Origin of the sequence: Xenophilus azovorans DSM 13620, assembly GCF_000745855.1 — a bacterium.
GTDB lineage: Bacteria > Pseudomonadota > Gammaproteobacteria > Burkholderiales > Burkholderiaceae_C > Xenophilus > Xenophilus azovorans.
The window spans coordinates 29,728-48,632 of record NZ_JQKD01000005.1 but is presented as its reverse complement, the minus strand read 5'-3'; the positions used below and the strand labels follow the sequence as shown (position 1 = coordinate 48,632).

18 protein-coding genes, 1 pseudogene and 1 riboswitch are annotated in these 18,905 nt (G+C 71.6%); of the genes and pseudogenes, 14 read left to right on the top strand and 5 right to left on the bottom strand.

Annotated features, from left to right (window positions below):
- Positions 1 to 27: 27 nt before the first annotated feature.
- The 10 genes from Q392_RS03090 to Q392_RS03045 all read left to right on the top strand — a co-directional run bounded on the left by Q392_RS03090 (position 28) and on the right by Q392_RS03045 (position 10,964).
- Complete coding sequence (locus Q392_RS03090; RefSeq protein WP_084216788.1) at positions 28 to 1,569, top strand: tripartite tricarboxylate transporter permease; 1,542 nt, start codon at positions 28 to 30, stop codon at positions 1,567 to 1,569.
- Positions 1,569 to 2,402 carry a sugar phosphate isomerase/epimerase family protein gene (locus Q392_RS03085; protein ID WP_038201126.1) on the top strand — a complete coding sequence of 278 codons (834 nt, stop codon included), beginning with the start codon at positions 1,569 to 1,571 and terminating at the stop codon, positions 2,400 to 2,402. The genes Q392_RS03090 and Q392_RS03085 overlap by 1 nt, the downstream gene beginning before the upstream one ends.
- A 19-nt stretch (positions 2,403 to 2,421) precedes the next feature.
- The gene (locus Q392_RS03080) at positions 2,422 to 3,852 is read left to right on the top strand and encodes an enolase C-terminal domain-like protein (protein ID WP_038201123.1); all 1,431 of its coding nucleotides are present in this window, start codon (positions 2,422 to 2,424) and stop codon (positions 3,850 to 3,852) included.
- A 214-nt stretch (positions 3,853 to 4,066) separates the two neighbouring features.
- Positions 4,067 to 5,035 carry a tripartite tricarboxylate transporter substrate binding protein gene (locus Q392_RS03075; protein ID WP_038201120.1) on the top strand — a complete coding sequence of 323 codons (969 nt, stop codon included), beginning with the start codon at positions 4,067 to 4,069 and terminating at the stop codon, positions 5,033 to 5,035.
- A 39-nt stretch (positions 5,036 to 5,074) separates the two neighbouring features.
- A complete protein-coding gene (locus tag Q392_RS03070) occupies positions 5,075 to 6,250 on the top strand; it encodes a Gfo/Idh/MocA family protein (protein WP_038201117.1) in 1,176 nt (391 codons plus the stop codon).
- A gap of 16 nt (positions 6,251 to 6,266) precedes the next feature.
- Positions 6,267 to 7,451: a dihydrodipicolinate synthase family protein gene (locus tag Q392_RS03065; protein ID WP_038201114.1), complete on the top strand. Its 1,185-nt coding sequence runs from the start codon at positions 6,267 to 6,269 to the stop codon at positions 7,449 to 7,451.
- An 86-nt stretch (positions 7,452 to 7,537) separates the two neighbouring features.
- Positions 7,538 to 8,416 carry a sugar phosphate isomerase/epimerase family protein gene (locus Q392_RS03060; RefSeq protein WP_038201112.1) on the top strand — a complete coding sequence of 293 codons (879 nt, stop codon included), beginning with the start codon at positions 7,538 to 7,540 and terminating at the stop codon, positions 8,414 to 8,416.
- Positions 8,417 to 8,472: 56 nt separating this feature from the next.
- On the top strand, positions 8,473 to 9,387 hold the full coding sequence (locus Q392_RS03055) for a DMT family transporter (RefSeq protein WP_038201744.1): 915 nt from the start codon (positions 8,473 to 8,475) through the stop codon (positions 9,385 to 9,387).
- 60 nt (positions 9,388 to 9,447) lie between these two features.
- Positions 9,448 to 9,615: riboswitch (FMN riboswitch) on the top strand.
- Positions 9,616 to 9,712: 97 nt separating this feature from the next.
- Complete coding sequence (locus tag Q392_RS03050; RefSeq protein WP_038201109.1) at positions 9,713 to 10,216, top strand: 6,7-dimethyl-8-ribityllumazine synthase; 504 nt, start codon at positions 9,713 to 9,715, stop codon at positions 10,214 to 10,216.
- A gap of 64 nt (positions 10,217 to 10,280) precedes the next feature.
- Complete coding sequence (locus Q392_RS03045; RefSeq protein ID WP_038201107.1) at positions 10,281 to 10,964, top strand: glutathione S-transferase family protein; 684 nt, start codon at positions 10,281 to 10,283, stop codon at positions 10,962 to 10,964.
- A 13-nt stretch (positions 10,965 to 10,977) separates the two neighbouring features.
- On the opposite strand, the gene Q392_RS32620 is transcribed toward Q392_RS03045, so the two are convergent.
- Complete coding sequence (locus tag Q392_RS32620; protein WP_051952819.1) at positions 10,978 to 11,790, bottom strand: SAM-dependent methyltransferase; 813 nt, start codon at positions 11,788 to 11,790, stop codon at positions 10,978 to 10,980.
- A 38-nt stretch (positions 11,791 to 11,828) separates the two neighbouring features.
- Here Q392_RS32620 and arsC point away from each other — a divergent pair.
- A pseudogene (gene arsC, locus Q392_RS03035) lies at positions 11,829 to 12,185 on the top strand (arsenate reductase (glutaredoxin)); the annotation flags it as partial.
- Between the two features lie 22 nt (positions 12,186 to 12,207).
- Here the strand turns inward: arsC and Q392_RS03030 are convergent.
- The 4 genes from Q392_RS03030 to Q392_RS03015 form a co-directional block, all read right to left on the bottom strand.
- Positions 12,208 to 12,936 (bottom strand): SDR family oxidoreductase, encoded by a 729-nt coding sequence (locus Q392_RS03030; protein WP_038201106.1) that lies wholly within the window; start codon positions 12,934 to 12,936, stop codon positions 12,208 to 12,210.
- Between the two features lie 214 nt (positions 12,937 to 13,150).
- The gene (locus tag Q392_RS03025) at positions 13,151 to 13,621 is read right to left on the bottom strand and encodes an EVE domain-containing protein (RefSeq protein ID WP_038201103.1); all 471 of its coding nucleotides are present in this window, start codon (positions 13,619 to 13,621) and stop codon (positions 13,151 to 13,153) included.
- A 24-nt stretch (positions 13,622 to 13,645) separates the two neighbouring features.
- Positions 13,646 to 14,407, bottom strand: coding sequence for a sulfite exporter TauE/SafE family protein (locus Q392_RS03020; protein WP_211260194.1), 762 nt, complete (start codon positions 14,405 to 14,407; stop codon positions 13,646 to 13,648).
- Positions 14,404 to 15,660 (bottom strand): MFS transporter, encoded by a 1,257-nt coding sequence (locus Q392_RS03015; RefSeq protein ID WP_038201101.1) that lies wholly within the window; start codon positions 15,658 to 15,660, stop codon positions 14,404 to 14,406. Before Q392_RS03015 ends, Q392_RS03020 begins: the two co-directional genes overlap by 4 nt.
- Positions 15,661 to 15,754: 94 nt before the next feature.
- On the opposite strand from Q392_RS03015, the gene Q392_RS03010 reads away from it, so the two are divergent.
- From Q392_RS03010 to Q392_RS03000, 3 genes are all read left to right on the top strand, one after another.
- Complete coding sequence (locus Q392_RS03010; RefSeq protein ID WP_038201099.1) at positions 15,755 to 16,567, top strand: AraC family transcriptional regulator; 813 nt, start codon at positions 15,755 to 15,757, stop codon at positions 16,565 to 16,567.
- A 61-nt stretch (positions 16,568 to 16,628) separates the two neighbouring features.
- Entirely contained in the window at positions 16,629 to 17,087 is a 459-nt protein-coding gene (locus tag Q392_RS03005) for a DUF2501 domain-containing protein (RefSeq protein ID WP_038201097.1), read from the top strand.
- Between the two features lie 102 nt (positions 17,088 to 17,189).
- The gene (locus Q392_RS03000; RefSeq protein WP_051952817.1) at positions 17,190 to 18,893 is read left to right on the top strand and encodes a SulP family inorganic anion transporter; all 1,704 of its coding nucleotides are present in this window, start codon (positions 17,190 to 17,192) and stop codon (positions 18,891 to 18,893) included.
- Positions 18,894 to 18,905 lie beyond the last annotated feature (12 nt).

The following is an 18,905-nucleotide window of genomic DNA, read 5'->3' as shown; positions in this document are numbered from 1 at the left end:
CTCCTTCCTTTCTTTCAGAGCTGACTCATGTTGCAGGGCCTCACCGACCTCGGCCAAGCCTATCTGAGCTTTCTCAACCCGATGACGCTGCTCTACGGGCTGGGCGGCGCCTTCGTGGGCATCGTGATGGGCATCCTGCCGGGGCTGTCGGCCACGCTGGCCATCGCGCTGCTGACCACGCTGACCATCAAGCTCAGCCCCAACGACGCCATCCTGGTGCTGATCTGCTCCTACGTGGGCGCGCTGTACGGCGGCTCGCGCACGGCCATCCTGCTGAACATCCCCGGCACGGCCGCCAACGCCGCCTCCTGCGCCGACGGCCACGCGCTGGCGCTGCAGGGCCAGGCCGGGCGCGCCATCGGCATCGCCACCAGCGGGGCCTTCGTCAGCACGCTGATCGGCGTGGTCTGCCTGGCGCTGTTCACGCCGCTGCTGGCCGAAGTGGCGCTCAAGTTCGGCGCCTTCGAGTTCTTCTGGCTCGCCCTGTTCGGCGTGACCATGTCGGGCAGCATCGTGGGCGACGACCCGATCAAGGGCTGGCTCATGGGCCTGCTCGGCCTGCTGCTGGCACAGGTCGGCCAGGAAAGCCTCTACGCCTACGACCGCTTCACCTTCGGCTGGGACGAACTGGCCGGCGGCATCGGCCTGATCCCGGCGCTGGTCGGCGCCTTCGGCCTGGCGGAGGTGCTGACCACGCTGGCCGACCCGATCGAGCGCAAGATCATCGACATGAAGGACTCGGTGCTGCCGCGCTGGCGCGAGGTGATCCAGTACCGCTGGACGGTGCTGCGCTCGGGCATCATCGGCGTGGCGACGGGCCTGCTGCCCGGCGTGGGCGAGGACGCCGGCGCCTGGATGTCCTATGCCGCGGCCAAGGCCGTGAGCAAGGAGAAGGAGCAGTTCGGCAAGGGCTCCATCGACGGGCTGATGGCGGCCGAGACGGGCGACATGTCCTCCATTCCCGGCCACATCATTCCCTCGCTGGCCCTGGGCATCCCCGGCTCGGCGCCCTCGGCGGTGCTGATGGCGGCCATGATCATCCACGGCGTGCAGCCCGGGCCGATGCTGATGATCCAGAACCCGCACTTCATCTACCACGTGGTCGCCATGACCACGCTGGCCTCCATCACCATCCTGCTGTTCGGCCTGTTCGGCGTGCGGCCGCTGCTGCACGTGCTGAAGGTGCGCCGCGGCATCCTCATGCCGATCGTCTTCGTGCTGTGTACGGTGGGCGCCTTCGCCACCGCCTCGCGCCTGTTCGACGTGTACGTGATGCTGGCGATCGGCATCGGCGCCTTCTTCCTGCGCCGCCGCGGCTACGAGATGGCGCCGCTGGTGCTGGGCCTGGTGCTGGGCCACCTGCTCGACAAGAGCCTGCGCCGCGGGCTGGTGCTGTCCGACGGCAGCATCGCGCCCTTCTTCACGCGCCCCATCTGCATCGTGTTCGCTGCGGTGACCGTCTTCACGCTGCTGATGTACCTGCCCTCGTTCAAGGCCGCGGTGAAGTCCTTCACCGGCGCCATCGGCGGGCGCATCGCCGCGTTGTTCGGCCGCAAGGCGGGCACCTGATGAGGATCGGCCTGTGCAACGAGGTGCTGGCGGCGCTGCCGCTGGAGCGCCAGTGCGAGTACGCGGCGGCCCTGGGCTATGACGGCCTGGAGATCGCGCCCTTCACGCTGGACGACGCGCCCGAGCGCATCACCACGGCGCAGGCGGCGCGCATCCGGGCCACGGTCGAGTCCTTCGGCCTGGTGGTCACCGGGCTGCACTGGCTGCTGGTGCGGCCCGAGGGCCTGTCGCTGACCGATCCCGACGCCGCGCTGCGCGAGCGCACGCTGCAGGTGATGGAGCGCCTGGTGGGGCTGTGCGCCGAACTCGGCGGCGCCGTGCTGGTGCACGGTTCGCCCAGGCAGCGCGCCGTCGCGCCCGGCGAAGACAAGGCCACCGCCCTGGGCCGGCTGCAGGAAGGGCTGGCGCGCGCCGCCCGCGCGGCCGCGGCGCACGGGCTGGTCTACTGCATCGAGCCGCTGTCGCGGCACGAGACAGAGGTGGTCAACACCATCGAGGAGGCGGCCGGCCTGGTGCGCGCGATGAACGAACCCGCCCTGCGCACCATGCTCGACTGCAGCGCCGCGGGCCTGGCCGAATCGGCGCCGGTGCCCGAGCTGATCGACCGCTGGCTGCCCACCGGCCTGATCGGCCACGTGCAGGTCAACGACCCCAACCGCCGCGCGCCCGGCCAGGGCGAGATGCGCTTCGCGCCGATCCTCGCCGCGCTCAAGCGCCATGCCTATGCGGGCGCCATCGGCGTCGAGCCCTTCGACTACGTGCCCGACGGGCCGGGCGCGGCGGCCTTCGCCGCGGGCTACCTGCGCGGGCTGCGCGAGGCGCTCGACTGCTGAAGCCATCCCTCTCGCCGCCATGTCCGTTCCCTTCCGCATCACCGACATCCAGCTCTACGAACGCGGCGTGCGCATGCGCCTGCCCTTCCGCTTCGGCGTCGTCACGCTGACGGCCTGCCCGCAGGCCTTCGCGCGGGTGCGCATCGCCACCGCCGACGGACGCGAGGCCGAGGGCGCCGCCGCCGAACTGCTGGCCCCCAAGTGGTTCGACAAGAACCTGGCCCTGAGCAACGAGGACAACTTCGAGCAGTTGCGCGCCTCGCTGCGCCTGGCGCGCGACGCCTACCTGGGCGCGGCGGCCGAACGCGATGCCTTCGGCCATTTCGCGACGCACTACCAGCCGCAGATCGACGCCGCCGCGCGGCAGGGCCTGAACCCGCTGATCGCCTGCTTCGGCCCCGCCCTGATCGACAAGGCCCTGCTGGACGCGCTGTGCCGCGCGCAGGGCCTGCCCTTCCACGAGGCGATGCAGCGCAACCTGCCGGGCATCGACGCGCGCCTGACGGGCGACCTCGCCGGCTTCGACATCGACGCCTTCCTGGCGAGCCTCGCGCCGTCGCCCGCCATCGCGCTGCGGCACACGGTCGGCATGCTGGACCCGATCACCGGCGCCGACATCGCGCAGCGGCTGGACGACGGCCTGCCCGAGAGCCTGGAGGACGTGGTGGCGGCCACCGGCTGCCGCCACTTCAAGCTCAAGGTCGCCGGCGATGCCGAGGCCGACATCGCGCGCCTCACGCGCATCGCGCAGGTGCTGGACGACAGCCTGCCCGACTACCAGGTCACGCTGGACGGCAACGAGCAGTTCGCCGACGCCGCGTCGGCCGCTGCCTTCTGGCAGCAGGTGGAGCGCACGCCCGCCCTGCGCCGGCTCGCGCAGGCCACGCTCTACATCGAGCAGCCGCTGCCTCGCGCCATCGCGCTGGACAGCGACGTGCGCCCGCTGGCCGCGATGCGGCCGGTGCTGATCGACGAGTCCGACGCCACGCTGGACGCTTTTCCGCGCGCACTGGCCTGCGGCTACACGGGCGTCTCCAGCAAGGCGTGCAAGGGCATCTACCGCTCGGTGCTCAACGCGGCGCGCTGCCGGCAGCTCAACGAGCAGGCCCTGCGCGAGGGCCGCGAGGCCGTCTACTTCATGTCGGCGGAAGACCTGACCACGCAGGCCGGCCTGGCCGTGCAGCAGGACCTGGCGCTGGTCAGCCTGCTCGGGCTCGCGCACGTGGAGCGCAACGGCCACCACTACGTCGACGGCTTCGGCACGGCGCCGCCAGCGGAGGCGCAAGCCTTCGCCGCCGCCCATGCCGACCTGTACCAGCCGCCCGGCCGGCCGCGCCTGCACATCCAGGGCGGACAGATCAGCCTGCGCAGCCTCCATGCCGCCGCCGGCTTCGCCTCGGCCGCCCATCCGCTGTGGGACACGCTGCAGCTGATGGCTGTGCCGCAATAAGTCACCAAATAGTTAATTTCCGGGCAACCGATCCAGCGCACCCCGGCTGCCTCACGAGCCTCACGGCACGCCAACTTCGCGCCGACCCCTTCATTTATTGGGGGAAACCATCAGACGCCTCACCATGGAGAGGCTTGAAGCCACCCATGCATCACCCCTAGAATCACCCTCAATTCACCAAATAGTTAATTAACCCAGGCACCCGGAGACAACCGTGAAACTCGCCATCTTCCTTCCCGCACTGGCCGCGCTCGCCCTCGCCGCCCCTGCCCAGGCGCAGGACGGCTACCCCAACAAGCCCATCCGCGTCGTCGTGCCTTTCGCGGCCGGCAGCACCACCGACATCATTGCGCGCGCCATCGCCGACAAGATGGGCCAGAGCATGGGCCAGACGCTGGTGGTGGACAACCGCGGCGGCGCCAGCGGCACCATCGGCCAGCAGGTGGTGGCCTCGGCCGCGCCCGACGGCTACACGATCATGATTCACTCGTCCTCGCACACGGTGAGTCCGTCCACTTTCGCCAAGCTGCCCTTCGACACGCTGGCCGACTTCGCGCCCGTCACGCCCATCAGCACCACGCCCAACGTGCTGGTCATCTCGCCGGCCAAGGGCGTCAAGTCGGTGCAGGAACTGGTGGCGAAGGCGAAGGCCGAGCCGGGCAAGATGAACTTCGCCTCCGCCGGCCAGGGCAGCGCCACGCACCTGAACGCCGAGAAGTTCAAGATGGCCGCGAAGATAGCCGCGACCAACATCCCGTTCAAGGGCTCCGGCGAAGCCGTGAGCGAGGTGCTCGCGGGCCGGGTGGACTACTACTTCTCGCCCATCGCGCCGGTGATCGGCCAGATCCGCGAGGGCCAGCTGCTCGCGCTGGCTGTGGGCTCGCCCCGGCGCGCCGCCGCCCTGCCCGACGTGCCGACCACGGCCGAAGCCGGCGTGCCCGGCTCGGAGTTCAACTTCTGGATCGGCATGATGGCCCCGGCCAAGACGCCGCGCGCCATCGTCGACCGCCTGCACGACGAGGTGGTCAAGGCCCTGGCGACGCCGGAGGTCAAGGAGCGCTTCCTGAAGCTGGGCGCCGACGCCTGGACGCTCAAGCCGGAGCAGTTCGACGCCTACATCAAGGGCGAGATCAAGAGCAACGCCGCGCTGGTGAAGGCGGCCGGCCTCTCGCCCGCGCAATGACGCTTTTCTTCCCCACCCTTCATCCCTGAGGCAAAAGACATGGCAACCCAACGACTCGGCCTGATCATGCACGGCGTCACCGGACGCATGGGCATGAACCAGCACCTGATCCGCTCCATCGTGGCGATCCGCGCCCAGGGCGGCGTGACGCTCTCGAACGGAGACAAGGTGATGCCCGACCCGATCCTGATCGGCCGCAACGCCGAGAAGATCGAGGCGCTGGCCAAGGCGCACGGCATCGCGCGCTGGGGCACCGATCTGGACGCGGCCCTGGCCAACCCCGACGACACCGTCTTCTTCGACGCCGGCACCACGCAGATGCGCCCCACCCTGCTGGCCAAGGCGATCCGCGCCGGCAAGCACGTCTACTGCGAGAAGCCCATCGCCACCAACCTGAACGAGGCGGTGGAGATCGCCCGGCTGGCCGAGGAGGCCGGCAGGACCAGAGGGCTGAAGCACGGCGCCGTGCAGGACAAGCTCTTCCTGCCCGGCCTGCGCAAGCTCGACATGCTGCGCCGCGCCGGCTTCTTCGGCCGCATGCTCAGCGTGCGCCTGGAGTTCGGCTACTGGGTGTTCGAGGGCGACCTGCAACCCATCCAGCGCCCGAGCTGGAACTACCGCAAGGAAGACGGCGGCGGGATGATCCTGGACATGATGTGCCACTGGCGCTACGTGCTGGACAACCTGTTCGGCGAGGTGAAGTCGGTGAGCTGCCTGGGCGCCACCCACATCCCGAAGCGCTGGGACGAGAACGACCAGCCCTACGAGGCCACCGCCGACGACGCCGCCTACGCCACCTGCGAACTGACCGGCCACAACGGCGAGCCGGTGATCGCGCAGATCAACATGAGCTGGGTCACGCGCGTGCGGCGCGACGACCTGGTGACCTTCCACGTCGACGGCACCGACGGTTCGGCCGTGGCCGGGCTGCAGGAGTGCCGCGCCCAGTCGCGCGTGGCGACGCCGCGGCCGGTGTGGAACCCGGACATCAAGCAGACGATGAACTTCTTCGACCAGTGGCAGGAGATTCCGGACTCGCAGGTCTACGACAACGGCTTCAAGATCCAGTGGGAGCACTTCATCCGCCACGTGGTGGAGGACGCCCCCTACAAGTGGACGCTGCCCGAGGGTGCCAAGGGCGTGCAGCTGGTCGAGGCCGCGCTGCAGAGCTGGGGCGAGCGGCGCTGGATCGACGTGCCGGCGCTGGCCGTCTGACGCCGCGGAGCACGCCATGGCACTGACCCTGCGACTGCCCACGGCCGCCCGCGCGATCGAGACCTACACGCTGCGCGGCAGCGTGCCGGTGAAGCCGCCCGCGGGCGTGAAGTTCGACCGCATCGCCTACTCGGCCGCGCACGTCGTGGCCGACCCGCTGGCCGCCGTCGACCCCTGGCTCACGGCCGCGGTGGACTGGGACGCCACCATCGCCTACCGCCGCCACCTGTGGTCGCTGGGCCTGGGCGTGGCCGAGGCGATGGACACCGCGCAGCGCGGCATGGGCCTGGACTGGAAGACCTCGCTGGAGCTGATCCGCCGCTCGCTCGACGCCGCGAAGGACGTGCCCGGCGCCTTTGTCGCCAGCGGCTGCGGCACCGACCACCTCGACATCGACGCCGTGAAGAGCGTCGACGACGTGATCCGCGGCTACGAGGAGCAGATGGAGGCCATCGAGGCGCTGGGCGGCAAGCTCATCGTGATGGCCAGCCGCGCCCTGGCGCGCGTGGCGACCGGCCCGGCCGACTACGAGCGCGTCTACGGCCGCGTGCTGAGCCAGGCGAAGCAGCCGGTGGTGCTGCACTGGCTGGGCGACATGTTCGACCCGGCGCTGGCCGGCTACTGGGGCACGCAGGACCTGGACGCCGCGATGGACACGGCGCTGGGCATCATCGCCGCGCATGCCGCCAAGGTGGACGGCATCAAGATCTCGCTGCTCGACAAGGACAAGGAGATCGCCATGCGCCGGCGCCTGCCGCCGGGCGTGCGCATGTACACCGGCGACGACTTCAACTACGCCGAGCTGATCGCCGGCGACGGCTTCGGCAGCGAGCCGACGCACGGCAGGAGCGACGCGCTGCTGGGCATCTTCGACGCCATCGCGCCGGCGGCCAGCGCGGCGCTGGGCGAGCTGGCGGCCGGCAACGTGGAGCGCTTCCACGCCATCCTCGGCCCCACCGTGCCGCTGTCGCGCCACATCTTCCAGGCGCCCACGCGCTTCTACAAGACGGGCGTGGTCTTCATGGCCTGGCTCAACGGGCACCAGTCGCACTTCACGATGGTGGGCGGCCAGCAGAGCACGCGCTCGCTGCAGCACCTGGCCGAGCTGTTCCGCCTGGCCGACGCGGCCGACCTGCTGGAGCGGCCCGAACTCGCGGTGCAGCGCATGAAGACGCTGCTGGCCACCTACGGCGTGGAATGACATGAACCCCCACGCTCATCACTTCGTGTATCGCTGCCCCCCGAGGGGGCGCTCAGTGCCCTTCGGGCGGCCGGACGGGCACTGACATGCGCGACTTCTCCGCCGACCACGGCTGGCTCTCCGTCAACACCGCCACGCTGCGCCGGCAGCACGGCGCGGAAGTGCCGCTCGCGAAGATCATCGACCAGTGCGCGGCGCAGGGCGTGCGCGCCATCAGCCCCTGGCGCGACCAGGTGGCGGCGGCCGGCCTCGACGCCGTGGCGCGGCAGTTGAAGGCGCACGGCATGGCGCTCTCCGGCTACTGCCGCGGCGGCTTCTTCCCGGCCGCCGACGCGGCCGGCCTGAAAGCCGCGCTGGACGACAACCGCCGCGCCATCGACGAGGCGAAGACGCTCGACGCCCCCTGCCTGGTGCTGGTGGTCGGCGCCCTGCCCGGCGCGCTGGAAGGCAGGCCGGCCTACAAGGACATCGCCCGCGCGCGCGGCGAGGTGCGCGACGGCATCGCCGCCTCGCTGGCGTACGCGCGCGAGGTCGGCATGCCGCTGGCCATCGAGCCGCTGCACCCCATGCAGGCGGCCGACCGCGCCTGCATCAACACGCTGGAGCATGCGCTCGACCTGTGCGACGAGCTGGACCCGGCCCGCAGCGGCATGCTGGGCGTGGCGCTGGACGTCTACCACGTGTGGTGGGACCCGAAGCTTCGCCAGCAGACCGAACGCGCCGGCCGGGAGCGCCTGCTCGCCTACCACGTCTGCGACTGGCTCGCGCCCACGCGCGACCTGCTCAACGACCGGGGCATGATGGGCGACGGCGTGATCGAACTGAAGAAGATCCGCGGCTGGGTGGAAGACGCCGGCTTCGCCGGCTTCAGCGAGGTCGAAATCTTCTCCGCGCAGGACTGGTGGCAGCGCAGCGGCGAGGAGACGCTCGCGACCTGCATCGAGCGCCACCGCAGCGCGGTGTAGCCCCGCGGCGGCGCGGGCAGCGCCGCCGCGCTACCCTCGCGCGCTTGCTGCTGCCCATGCCGACCTCCTCCCCCACCCCCCGCTCCCCCGCCCGCCGCGCCATCGTGCTGATGGTGGGTGCCTCCGCCTGCTTCGCCACCAACGACGCGCTGGTCAAGTTCGTCAGCCAGTCGCTGCCCTCGGGCCAGGTCATCCTGCTGCGCAGCCTGATCGCCGCGGCGCTGATCCTGCTGGTCGCCCGGCACACCGGCGCCACGCGGCAGCTCGGCCTGGCGCGCGGCCCGCGCGTGCTGTGGCGCAGCGTGGCCGACGCCTTCGGCACCTCGATGTACCTGCTGTCGCTGTTCCACCTCCCGCTGGCCAACGCCACCGCCATCAACCTGGCGGCGCCGGTGTTCATGACGGTGCTGGCCGTGCTGCTGCTGGGCGAGCGCGCCTCGGCCGCGCGCTGGTCGGCGGTGGGCCTGGGCTTCGCCGGCGTGCTGGCCGTGGTGCAGCCCACCGGCGACGGCTTCAACGCCTGGGCGCTGCTGTGCGTGACCGGCACGCTGCTGCACGCGGTGCGCGACCTGCTCACGCGGCGCATCGACCCCGCCGTGCCCTCGCTGGTCATCGCGCTGTCCAGCGCCGTGGCGCTGGGCCTCATCGGCGGCGCGATGCTGCTGTGGCAGGGCTGGCGGCCGGTGGCGTGGTGGCACCTGGCGCTGCTCGCGGCGGCCGCTTCGCTGCTGACCTCGGCCTACCTGCTGCTCATCGGCAGCCTGCGGCTGGCGGAGATCTCGCTGACCGCGCCTTTCCGCTACAGCTCGCTGCTGTTCGCCGTGCTGCTGGGCTACGGCGTGTGGGGCCACGTGCCCAACGCCTGGGCCTGGGCCGGCATCGCGCTGCTGGTGGGCTCGGGCCTGTACATGGTGTACAGCGAGCGCGGCCGCAGCGCCGCGGCCCAGGCGCTGACGCAGCCGCCCGAGTGACAGCGCGGTTTCCCGCGGCTGTCTAGAATCCCCCGGCGGCCCCGACTCCAGCGGGGCCGCAAGCGTTCTCAGGGCGGGGTGCAATTCCCCACCGGCGGTGATGGCGGCGCCTCGCAAGGGCAGCCGCACGAGCCCGCGAGCGGCCATGCCTCGCAACGAGGTGCGGTGTCAGCAGACCCGGTGCGATCCCGGGGCCGACGGTCACAGTCCGGATGAAAGAGAGCGCGAAATGCGGCGACCCGCCCGCGCTCCCTTGCGCGCGCGTGCGGTGCAGCCGTTCTTTCGTGCGCCCTGATTCAGGCAACCCTTCCTACCAAGGCAAACCATGAGTCAGCTCAACGACCTTCCTCTCTCCTCCTTTGCGGCGGGCGGCAACCAGCGCATCGCGCTGGTCGAAGCCCAGTGGCATGCGGAGATCGTCCACCAGGCGCGCGACGCCTTCCTCGAGGAGATGGCGCGCCTGGGCGTGCCGCGCGAGCGCATCGACGTGCTCGACGTGCCCGGCGCCTTCGAGATCCCGCTGCACGCCAAGCGCCTCGCCCTCTCGGGCCGCTACGCCGCGGTGGTGTGCTGCGCGCTGGTGGTGGACGGCGGCATCTACCGCCACGAGTTCGTCGCCAACACCGTCGTCAGCTCGCTGATGGCGCTGCAGTTGGAGACCGGCGTGCCGATGATCTCGGCCGTGCTCACGCCGCACCACTTCCACGAGCACATCGAGCACCGCAAGTACTTCCAGCGGCATTTCGCCGTGAAGGGCACCGAGGCGGCCGAGGCCTGCGTGAAGACCATCGAGGGGCTGGCGCGGGTGGATGCGCTGATCGCGGCCTGAGCGCGCCGCGACGCAGGCGCGGCAGGCCCTTGCCGCCCGCCTGCCCGGCCGCGACACTGGCCCGATGGCACAGGACGCATCCACCCCCTACACCCTCTACGGCGCGCCCGGTTCGGGCGCCACCCCCATCCATGCGGCGATGACGCTGATCGGCCTGCCGGTGCGCACGGTGGACATCGCGCCCTGGGAAGGCGAAGCCGAGCGCGAGCGCGCCGGGCAGGTCAACCCGGCACGCCAGGTGCCGGCCCTGGTCACGCCCGAGGGTGAACTGCTCACCGAAAGCGCCGCCATCCTGGTCTGGCTGGGCGACCGGCACCCCGAGGCCGGCCTGGCGCCCCTGCCAGCCGACCCGCTGCGCGGCCAGTACCTGCGCTGGATGAGCTACGTCGCCACGCAGATCTATGCGCTGTTCTGGGTGCGCGACGCGCCCGGCCGCCTGACCGCCGACGCCGCCGCGCAGGCGGTGCTGCTGGAGCGCTCGGCCGAGCGCATCGCCGAATGCTGGCGCCTGATGGACGCGGGCATCCGCCCGCTGGGCTCGCCGGAGCGGCCCTGGCTGCTCGGCGAGCGCCCGAGCCTGCTGGACCTGTACGTCGCCGTCGCCTCGCGCTGGACGCCCAAGCGGCGCCGCTTCTATGCCGAGGCGCCCTTCATGGCCGGCGCCGTGCGCCGCGTCGATGCGCTGCCGGCCCTGGCCGCGTTCTGGGCCGAGCGCTTTCCCTTCTCGCCCGGCTGGGAAGACGACTGAACCGCAGCAGCGCTCAGCCCGCCGGGCAGGCCGCGGCTTCGGCCTGCGTGAAGCGGCTGCCCGGCGCCACGCCGGGCGCGCCCTGCGCCACCTCCAGCACGCCTTCGCGCCAGCGCAGGCCCGGACGTGGCGGCCCGCCCACCGGCGGCGGCAGTTGCGCGCCATGGATGCGCCCCTCCCACCGGTGCGGCACCGGCCCCTCGATCTGCGCGCGGTAGTGCTGGAAGCGCTGTGCGATGCGCAACGCCACCGGCCCGGCGCACCACAGGCCGTCCACCGGCGCCGGCACCCGCCACAGGTGCACGCGGCTGAGCTTTTCCCGGCCCACCGCCTTGTCGGGCACGGGCAGCGTGGCCGTCCGGTCCGGCCGCCAGTCGCCCAGGTCCCAGTCGTGCGAGACGATGCGCGTGCCCGGCGCCAGCGCCAGCAGGCGCGGCCGCAGTTGCAGGTTGATCTCCGGCAGCAGGTACATGGTGACCACCGTGGCGCGCGACAGGTCGGTCTGGAACAGGTCCTCGGTGCGGAACGCGACCCGGTCCGCCACGCCCGCCTGCTGCGCATGCGCACGGCTGCGCTGCACCAGTTCCGGCACGATCTCCACGCCCAGGCCGCTGGCGCCGAAGCGCCGCGCCGCCGTGATGACGATGCGGCCGTCGCCCGAGCCCAGGTCGATCAGGTGATCCCGGGGGCCCACGCCCGCCAGCTCCAGCATGCCGAGCGTGACGTGGTCGGGCGTGGTGATGAAGGGCACCTCCTCCACCCACTGCGCGGCCGCGGCCGCCGCAGCGCAGGCGAACGGAAGGAAGACGGCGAATCGGCGCAGCATGGGCGCGAGTATGGCGCTGCGCTGCCTATCATCGGCGCATGCCCTCATCCGACTACGTCATCTATCACAACCCCGGCTGCAGCACTTCGCGCAACGTGCTCGCCATGCTGCACGAGCGCGGCATCGAGCCGACCGTCGTCGAGTACCTGAAGACCCCGCCGGGCCGCGAGCGCCTGGCCGAGCTGGTCGCCGCCATGGGCGGCTCCGTGCGCGACCTGCTGCGCCGGAAGGCCCCGCCCTACGAGGAACTGGGCCTGGACGACCCCAAGTGGACCGACGCGCAGCTGCTCGACTTCATGGTGGCGCACCCGGTCCTGATGGAACGCCCGGTCGTCGTCACGCCGCTGGGCACGCGGCTGTGCCGGCCGAAGGAGAAGGTGCTGGAGGTGCTGCCGGCGGCCTGAAGGGCGCTTGTGCTCACCACGCCTCCATCCACGGACGCACTTCCGTCTCGTGGGTCCACGCATCGCGCGGCTGCATGTGCAACTGCCAGTACAGCTCGGCGATGTGCGCCGGGTCGACGATGCCGCCCTGCGCCCGGGTGGCATAGCGCTCGGGGAAGTTGCTGCGGATGAACTCGGTGTCGATGGCGCCGTCGACGATCGGGTGCGCCACGTGGATGCCCTTGGGCCAGAGCTCCCGGGCCATGCTCTGCGCCAGCGCGCGCAGCCCGTGCTTGGCGCCGGCGAAGGCCGCGAAGCCCTCGCGCCCGCGCAGGCTGGCCGTCGCGCCGGTGAAGATGATCGTGCCGCGGCCCCGCGGGAGCATCGCCTTGGCGGCCTCGCGCCCCATCAGGAAGCCGGCGAAGCAGGCCATCTCCCAGACCTTGTAGTACACCCGCGCCGTCGTCTCGGCGATGCCGAAGCGGACGTTGGCGCCGATGTTGAAGACCGCCACCTCGATCGGCGCGATCTCGGCCTCGATCTTCTGCACCAGGGCCACCATCTCCTCTTCCTTGCGCGCATCCGAGCCGAAGCCGTGCGCCTCGCCGCCCGCGGCGCGGATCCGGTCGACCAGGGGCTGGAGCTTGTCGGCGCTGCGCCGCGTCACGCACGCCACGTAGCCCTCGCGCGCGAAGCGCTGGGCGATGGCGCCGCCGGTGGCGTCGCCGGCGCCGATGACCAGGATGGCCTTCTTGTCCGCCATGGGAATCTCCTTCGTCCTTTTTAACGTCAGTTATCCATTGCGCTGCGCGCCACCCGCAGCCTACAAAACAGAACGCCCTTCTCCGCTCCGAAGGCCGCGAAGCAGACCATGCAAGGGCACCCGCGGAACTGGCTTGGCCAGGCCGCCGGGTGCGCCCCCTCCCGCCGAAGGCGAGAGAGGGGGAGCGGCGAAGCCGCTTGGGGGGTGTTTCATTTCATGCCGCCAGCAGCCGCTCGATCACCCGCCACTCCCCGGGCGTCACCGGCGTGATCGACAGCCGGTTGCCCCGCTGCAGCAGGCGCATGCCGGCCAGCTCGGGCACCGTGCGCAGTTCGGGCAGGCCGAGCAGGCGCGTCTTGCGCAGGGCCTGCACGTCCACCAGCAGCCAGCGCGGGGCATCGGACCTGGAGGCCGCATCGTGGTAGGGCGAGGCGGGATCGAACTGCGTCGGGTCCGGGCGCACGCCGGAAGCCACCCGCGCGATGCCGGCGATGCCGGGCTCGGGGCAACTCGAGTGGTAGAACAGCACGCCGTCGCCCACGCGCATCGCATCGCGCATGAAGTTGCGCGCCTGGTAGTTGCGCACGCCGGTCCAGGGCACCGTGCGGCCGGGGGCGGCCAGCGCATCGTCGATCGAGCACTCGTCGGGCTCGGACTTCATCAGCCAGTACTGCGTCGCGGTCATGCCGCGGATTGTGCGGCGTGCGGCTCAGCCGCGCTGCAGCAGCGCGGGCACCGACGAGACCAGCAGCACCACGCCCGAGACGGTCAGCAGGCTCAGCACCACGTGGCGGAAGGCCAGCTCGCTCAGGCCCACGTACAGCCTCGCGCCCAGCAGCACCGGCACCAGCACGCACACGGCGACGATGGCCAGCATCGGCAGCATGGCCGCCGGCACGTGGCCGGCGCCGATCTGCAGGGTGAAGGCCACGGCGAGCATCGAGAGGTTGAAGTTCTGGATGATGGCGCGCTGCGCGTCGCGCTCCAGACCGCGCAGCGTGCACCACAGCGTGGGGATCGGCCCGGTGAAGCCCCCCACCCCGCCGCACACGCCGCCCAGCAGGCCCGACACGGCGTCGGCCGGCCGGCCGCCCCAGCGCACGCGCGGCAGGCTGCGGGCGAACAGCATGGCCAGGCACCAGGGCACCAGCAGCGCGCCCAGGCAGGCCTTGAACAGCACGGCGTCCAGGTGCGGCAGCAGCCACACGCCCAGCGGCACGCCGACCAGCCCGCCGATCACGAAGGGCAGCAGCGCACGCATGTCGAAGCCGCGCCGCACGGTCACGGCGGCGATCACCTGCCCGGTGAGCGCGCCGAAGGTGGCGAGCACCGCCGCCAGCCGCGGCTCCACCGACCAGGCCCAGATCGACATGGCCGTGAGCCCGAAGGCGAAGCCCGACAGGCCCTGGACGAAGCCGGCGATGCCGGCGCCCAGCGCCACGAGCAGGTACAGGGACAGGCCGTCGCTCAAGCGGAGGCCGGCAGCGGCAGCGCCTCGCGCCGCACGCGGCGCACGTTGAAGGCGCTGACGATCAGCACCGCCTGCACCAGCGCCAGGCCGAGGATGACCGCGCCGTAGCGGCCGTGGTCCATCAGCGGGCCGAAGATCAGCGGCGCCACGGCCTGGCCGATGTCCAGCCCGGCGTAGACCACGCCGTAGACGCGTCCGCTGGCGTTGGCCGGCGTGGAGCGCTTGACCAGCAGGTCGCGCGAGGGGCCCGCGATGCCCGAGGCGAAGCCCATGGCGCCGAACAGCACCGGCACCACCACCGGCGGGAAGTCGGCCAGCGCCATCACCAGCGCGAACACCGCCGCGACACCGAAGCCGATGCCCACGATGCGCTCGCAGCGCGACGGGTCGGCGGCCAGGAAACCGCCCGCCACCATGCCCACCGAGCTGGCGACCATGTACACCGTCAGGCAGATCGCCACCAGCGCCACCGGCACCGCGTGCAACTGGCCGGCCGCCGCCGGCGCGAAGGTCTGCACGATGCTGATGACCATCGCGTAGAAGAAGAAGAAGCCGAAGCACATCCACACCGCCGGGATGCGCAGGAAGTCGAAGGTGCCGGCGGCCGGCGCGCCGTCGCCCTGGCCTGTGGCCTTGTGCACGGCCTTCACGTCCAGCGCCAGCACGCCGCGGTTGAACCACAGCACGGCGAGCACCACCAGCGCCAGCACGCCGGCCGCGGCCAGCGCCACGCGCCAGCCCCAGCCCATGGCGATCGGTACCACGAAGGCCGGCGCCAGCGCCCAGCCCAGGCTGCCGGTGATGCCGTGCACGCTGTAGGCGTGGCCCAGCCGCGTGGGCGCCACCTTGCGGTTGAACAGGGTGTAGTCCACCGGGTGGAACACGCCGTTGCCCACGCCCGCGAGCACGGCGCCGGCCAGCAGCACCCAGTAGTTCGGCGCCGCTGCATAGACGAAGGCGGCCAGCCCCAGGCAGCCCAGCCCGACGAACAGCACCGGCCGCGGCCCGAGCTTGTCGACCACGAAGCCGGACGCCGCCTGCACCGCGCAGGAGACGACGAAGAACACCGTCAGCACCGCGCCCAGCTCGGTGTAGCTCACGCCGAAGGCGTCCTTCAGCCAGGGGAACAGCGGCGCCAGGATGAGCTGGCTGAAGTGGCTGATGGCGTGGGCCAGGCCGACGAGGCCGATCAGCTTGGCGTCGGAGCCCAGCGAAGGCGGGGTGGCGGAGGAAGCGGGGTTGGAGGCGGACATGACAGATCTGGAAACAATGCGCTCGGGCAGCCCTGGATGCTAGGGGCTGCTTTCGCGGCAGAATGGCGATACAGCGACAACATTTGTCGGAAACATGACAAGCGCCGTCCACAGCGTGGGTCCGCTCACGCCCCATCTGTATGCCCCCGATGCGGTGCGGCCCCTGCGCGCCAAGGAGCACTTCCTCCAGGCCGACACGCAGGTCGAGCTGCACCAGCATCCCTGGCCGCAGCTCACCTTCTCCACCCGCGGCGTGATCCGCCTGTCGACCACCGACGGCAGCTACATCGTGCCGCCCTCGCGCGCCGTGTGGGTGCCGGCCGACGTGCCGCACAGCATCAGCCTGATGGAATACGCCGAGCTGCGCACCGTCTACCTGCATCCCTGGCTGGGGCCGCACTGGGAGCGCTGCGAGGTGCTGGAGATCAGCCCGCTGCTGCGCGCCCTGATGCTGGCGCTGGACACCACGCCCGACGGCCTGCCGCCGGCCGACCCGCACGCCGCCCAGCGCGAGCGCTGGATCGCCCCGCTGCTGGTGGACGAGCTGGAGCGCGCCACGCAGATCCGCATCGACGTGCCGCTGCCGGCCGACAAGCGCCTGCGCCAGTTGTGCGAGACGCTGCTGCGCAACCCGGCCGGCCGCGCCACGCTGGCCGAACGCGCCGCCGCCATCGGCGCCAGCGAGCGCACCGTGGCGCGCCTGTTCCGCGACCAGATGGGCATGAGCTGGCAGCAGTGGCGCCAGCAGGCCGTGCTGGCCCATGCGCTGCCGCTGCTGGCGCGCGGCATGGCGGTGAGCCAGGTGGCCGCCGCCAGCGGCTACGCCACCGACAGCGCCTTCTGCGCCATGTTCAAGCAGGCGACGGGCAAGTCGCCCACCGCCTTCCAGCACAGGAAGAAACCGTAACGCCTGCCGCGGCGCCAGCGGCTATCGTCCGGGCATCGCCGTACCTTCAAGGAGATCCGCCATGCATCGTTCCCTCCCCGCCGCCGCGCTGTGCGCGGCCCTGCTCGCCGCGGGCGGCGCTGCCCACGCCAACAAGTACCTCGACGCGATGAAGGAACAACTGGGCAGTTCCGGCCAGGCCGATGCCGGTTCCGCCTCCGGCGGCGGCGCGGCCGCACTGGCCAGCGGCCTCGGCCTGTCGATGCCGGCCATGGGCAACAGCACGCTGGGCAACGCGGCCGGCGTGATCCAGTACTGCGTCAAGAACAACTACCTCAGCGCCGCCAGCGCCAATTCGGTCAAGGACAGGCTGCTGGGCATGGTCACCGGCCAGAAGCCGCAGCAGACCGGCTTCGCCAACGGCGCCAAGGGGCTGCTGCAGGGCGAGAACGGCAAGTCGCTCAACATGAAGAACCTCTCCTCCAAGCTCAAGGAGAAGGCCTGCGACTACGTGCTGAAGAACGCGACCTCGCTGCTCTGACCCCTGCCGGGAGGCCGGCCCCGGCATCCCGGACAATGGCGGGCGCTCCGAGGCCCATCACAACAAGCGTCCGCCGCGCCCGCCCGCCGGGCGCACCCAGCCATGAATCCAGCTCCTGCCACACCAGCCAGCCGCCGCGAACGCCTCGCGCACTGGCTGCCCTTCCTCGCCTGGCCCCGGCCCGACCGTCCGCTGCTCATCAACGAAGCGCTGGCCGGCATCACCGTCGCGCTGATGGTCATCCCGCAGGGCGTGGCCTACGCCTCGCTGGCCGGCATGCCGCTGGCCACCGGCATCTACGCGGCGCTGTGGCCGGCGCTGGTGGCGGTGCTGTTCAGTTCCTCGGCCCGCCTGTCGGTGGGGCCGACGGCGCTGTCGAGCATCCTGATCGGCGCCGCGCTGGCGCCGCTGGCGGTGCCCGGCAGCCGCGAATGGGTGTCGCTGGCCGTGTGGCTGGCGCTGCTGTCGGGGCTGATGCAGGTGGTGCTGGGCGCGGCGCGCTTCGGCTGGCTGCTGCGGCTGGTCAACTCGCCGGTGCTGATGGGCTTCACTCAGGGCGCGGCGGTGCTCATCACGCTGTCGCAGCTGCCGGCCCTGCTGGGCTTCACCGGCCGCAGCTTCTGGCAGGCGCTGCAGGGGCCGCCGCCGGACTTCATCGCCATCGGCTTCGGCCTGGGCGGCATGGCGATGCTCTGGCTGGGCAAGCGCTTCACGCCGCGCTTTCCGACCACCATGGCGCTGGTGGCGCTCAGCGCCTTCATCAGCTGGCTGATCGGCTACGCGCTCGGCGGTGGGGCGGTGGTGGGTGCGCTGCCCTCCGGCCTGCCCTCCTTCTACCTGCCCGGCCTCCTGAGCTGGCACGAACTGGGCGCGCTGATCCTGCCGGCCTTCCTGGTCACGCTGGTGAGCTTCCTGGAGACGGCCTCCAGCGCCAAGGTGGACAACGCCCGCGCCGGCACGCTGTGGAACGAGAACCAGGACCTGATCGGCCAGGGCCTGGCCAAGATCGCCTCCGGCTTCTCGGGCTCCTTCCCGACGAGTTCGTCCTTCTCGCGCTCGGCCATCACGCTGTACGCCGGCGCGCAGACGCAGTGGGCCACCCTGTTCAACGTGGTGGTGGTGGCGGCCGCACTGCTGTGGGCGATGCCCCTGCTGTACAACGTGCCGCAGGCGGTGCTGGCGGCCATCGTGGCGTCGGCCACCATCGGGCTGCTCAAGCCGTCGGCCTTCGTCGCGCTGTGGCGCATCTCGCGCATCGAGGCGGCCATCGCCTTCGGCACCTTCGTGCTGACCATCGCCACCTCGCCGTCCATCTACTGGGGCGTGCTGGGCGGGCTGCTGGCAGCGCTGGCGCACTACATGTACCGCCACCTGCACCCGCGCATCATCGAGGTGGGCCTGCACCCCGACGGCAGCCTGCGCGACCGCCACCTGTGGCAGCTCCCGCCGCTGGCGCCGGACCTCTACGCGCTGCGCATGGACGCCGAGCTCGACTTCGCCACCGCCAGCACGCTGGAGCGCGCCATCAGCACCGTGCTGGCCGAGCGGCCCGGGCTCAAGGACGTGTGCCTCTTCGCCCACCCCATCAACCGCGTGGACCTGACCGGCGCCGAGGTGTTCGGCAGCATCCGCCGCCTGCTGGAGAGCAAGGGCGTGCGCCTGCACCTGAGCGGCCTGAAGCTGCCGGCCTTGCAGGTGCTGGAGCGCGCCGGACTGCTCGCGCCGGGGCCGATGCTGTTCACCTACCGCACGGACGCCGAGGCGCTGGCAGCGCTGCAGGCGCCGCAGCCGCCCGCCGGCGCCTGACCTTCCGCGCGG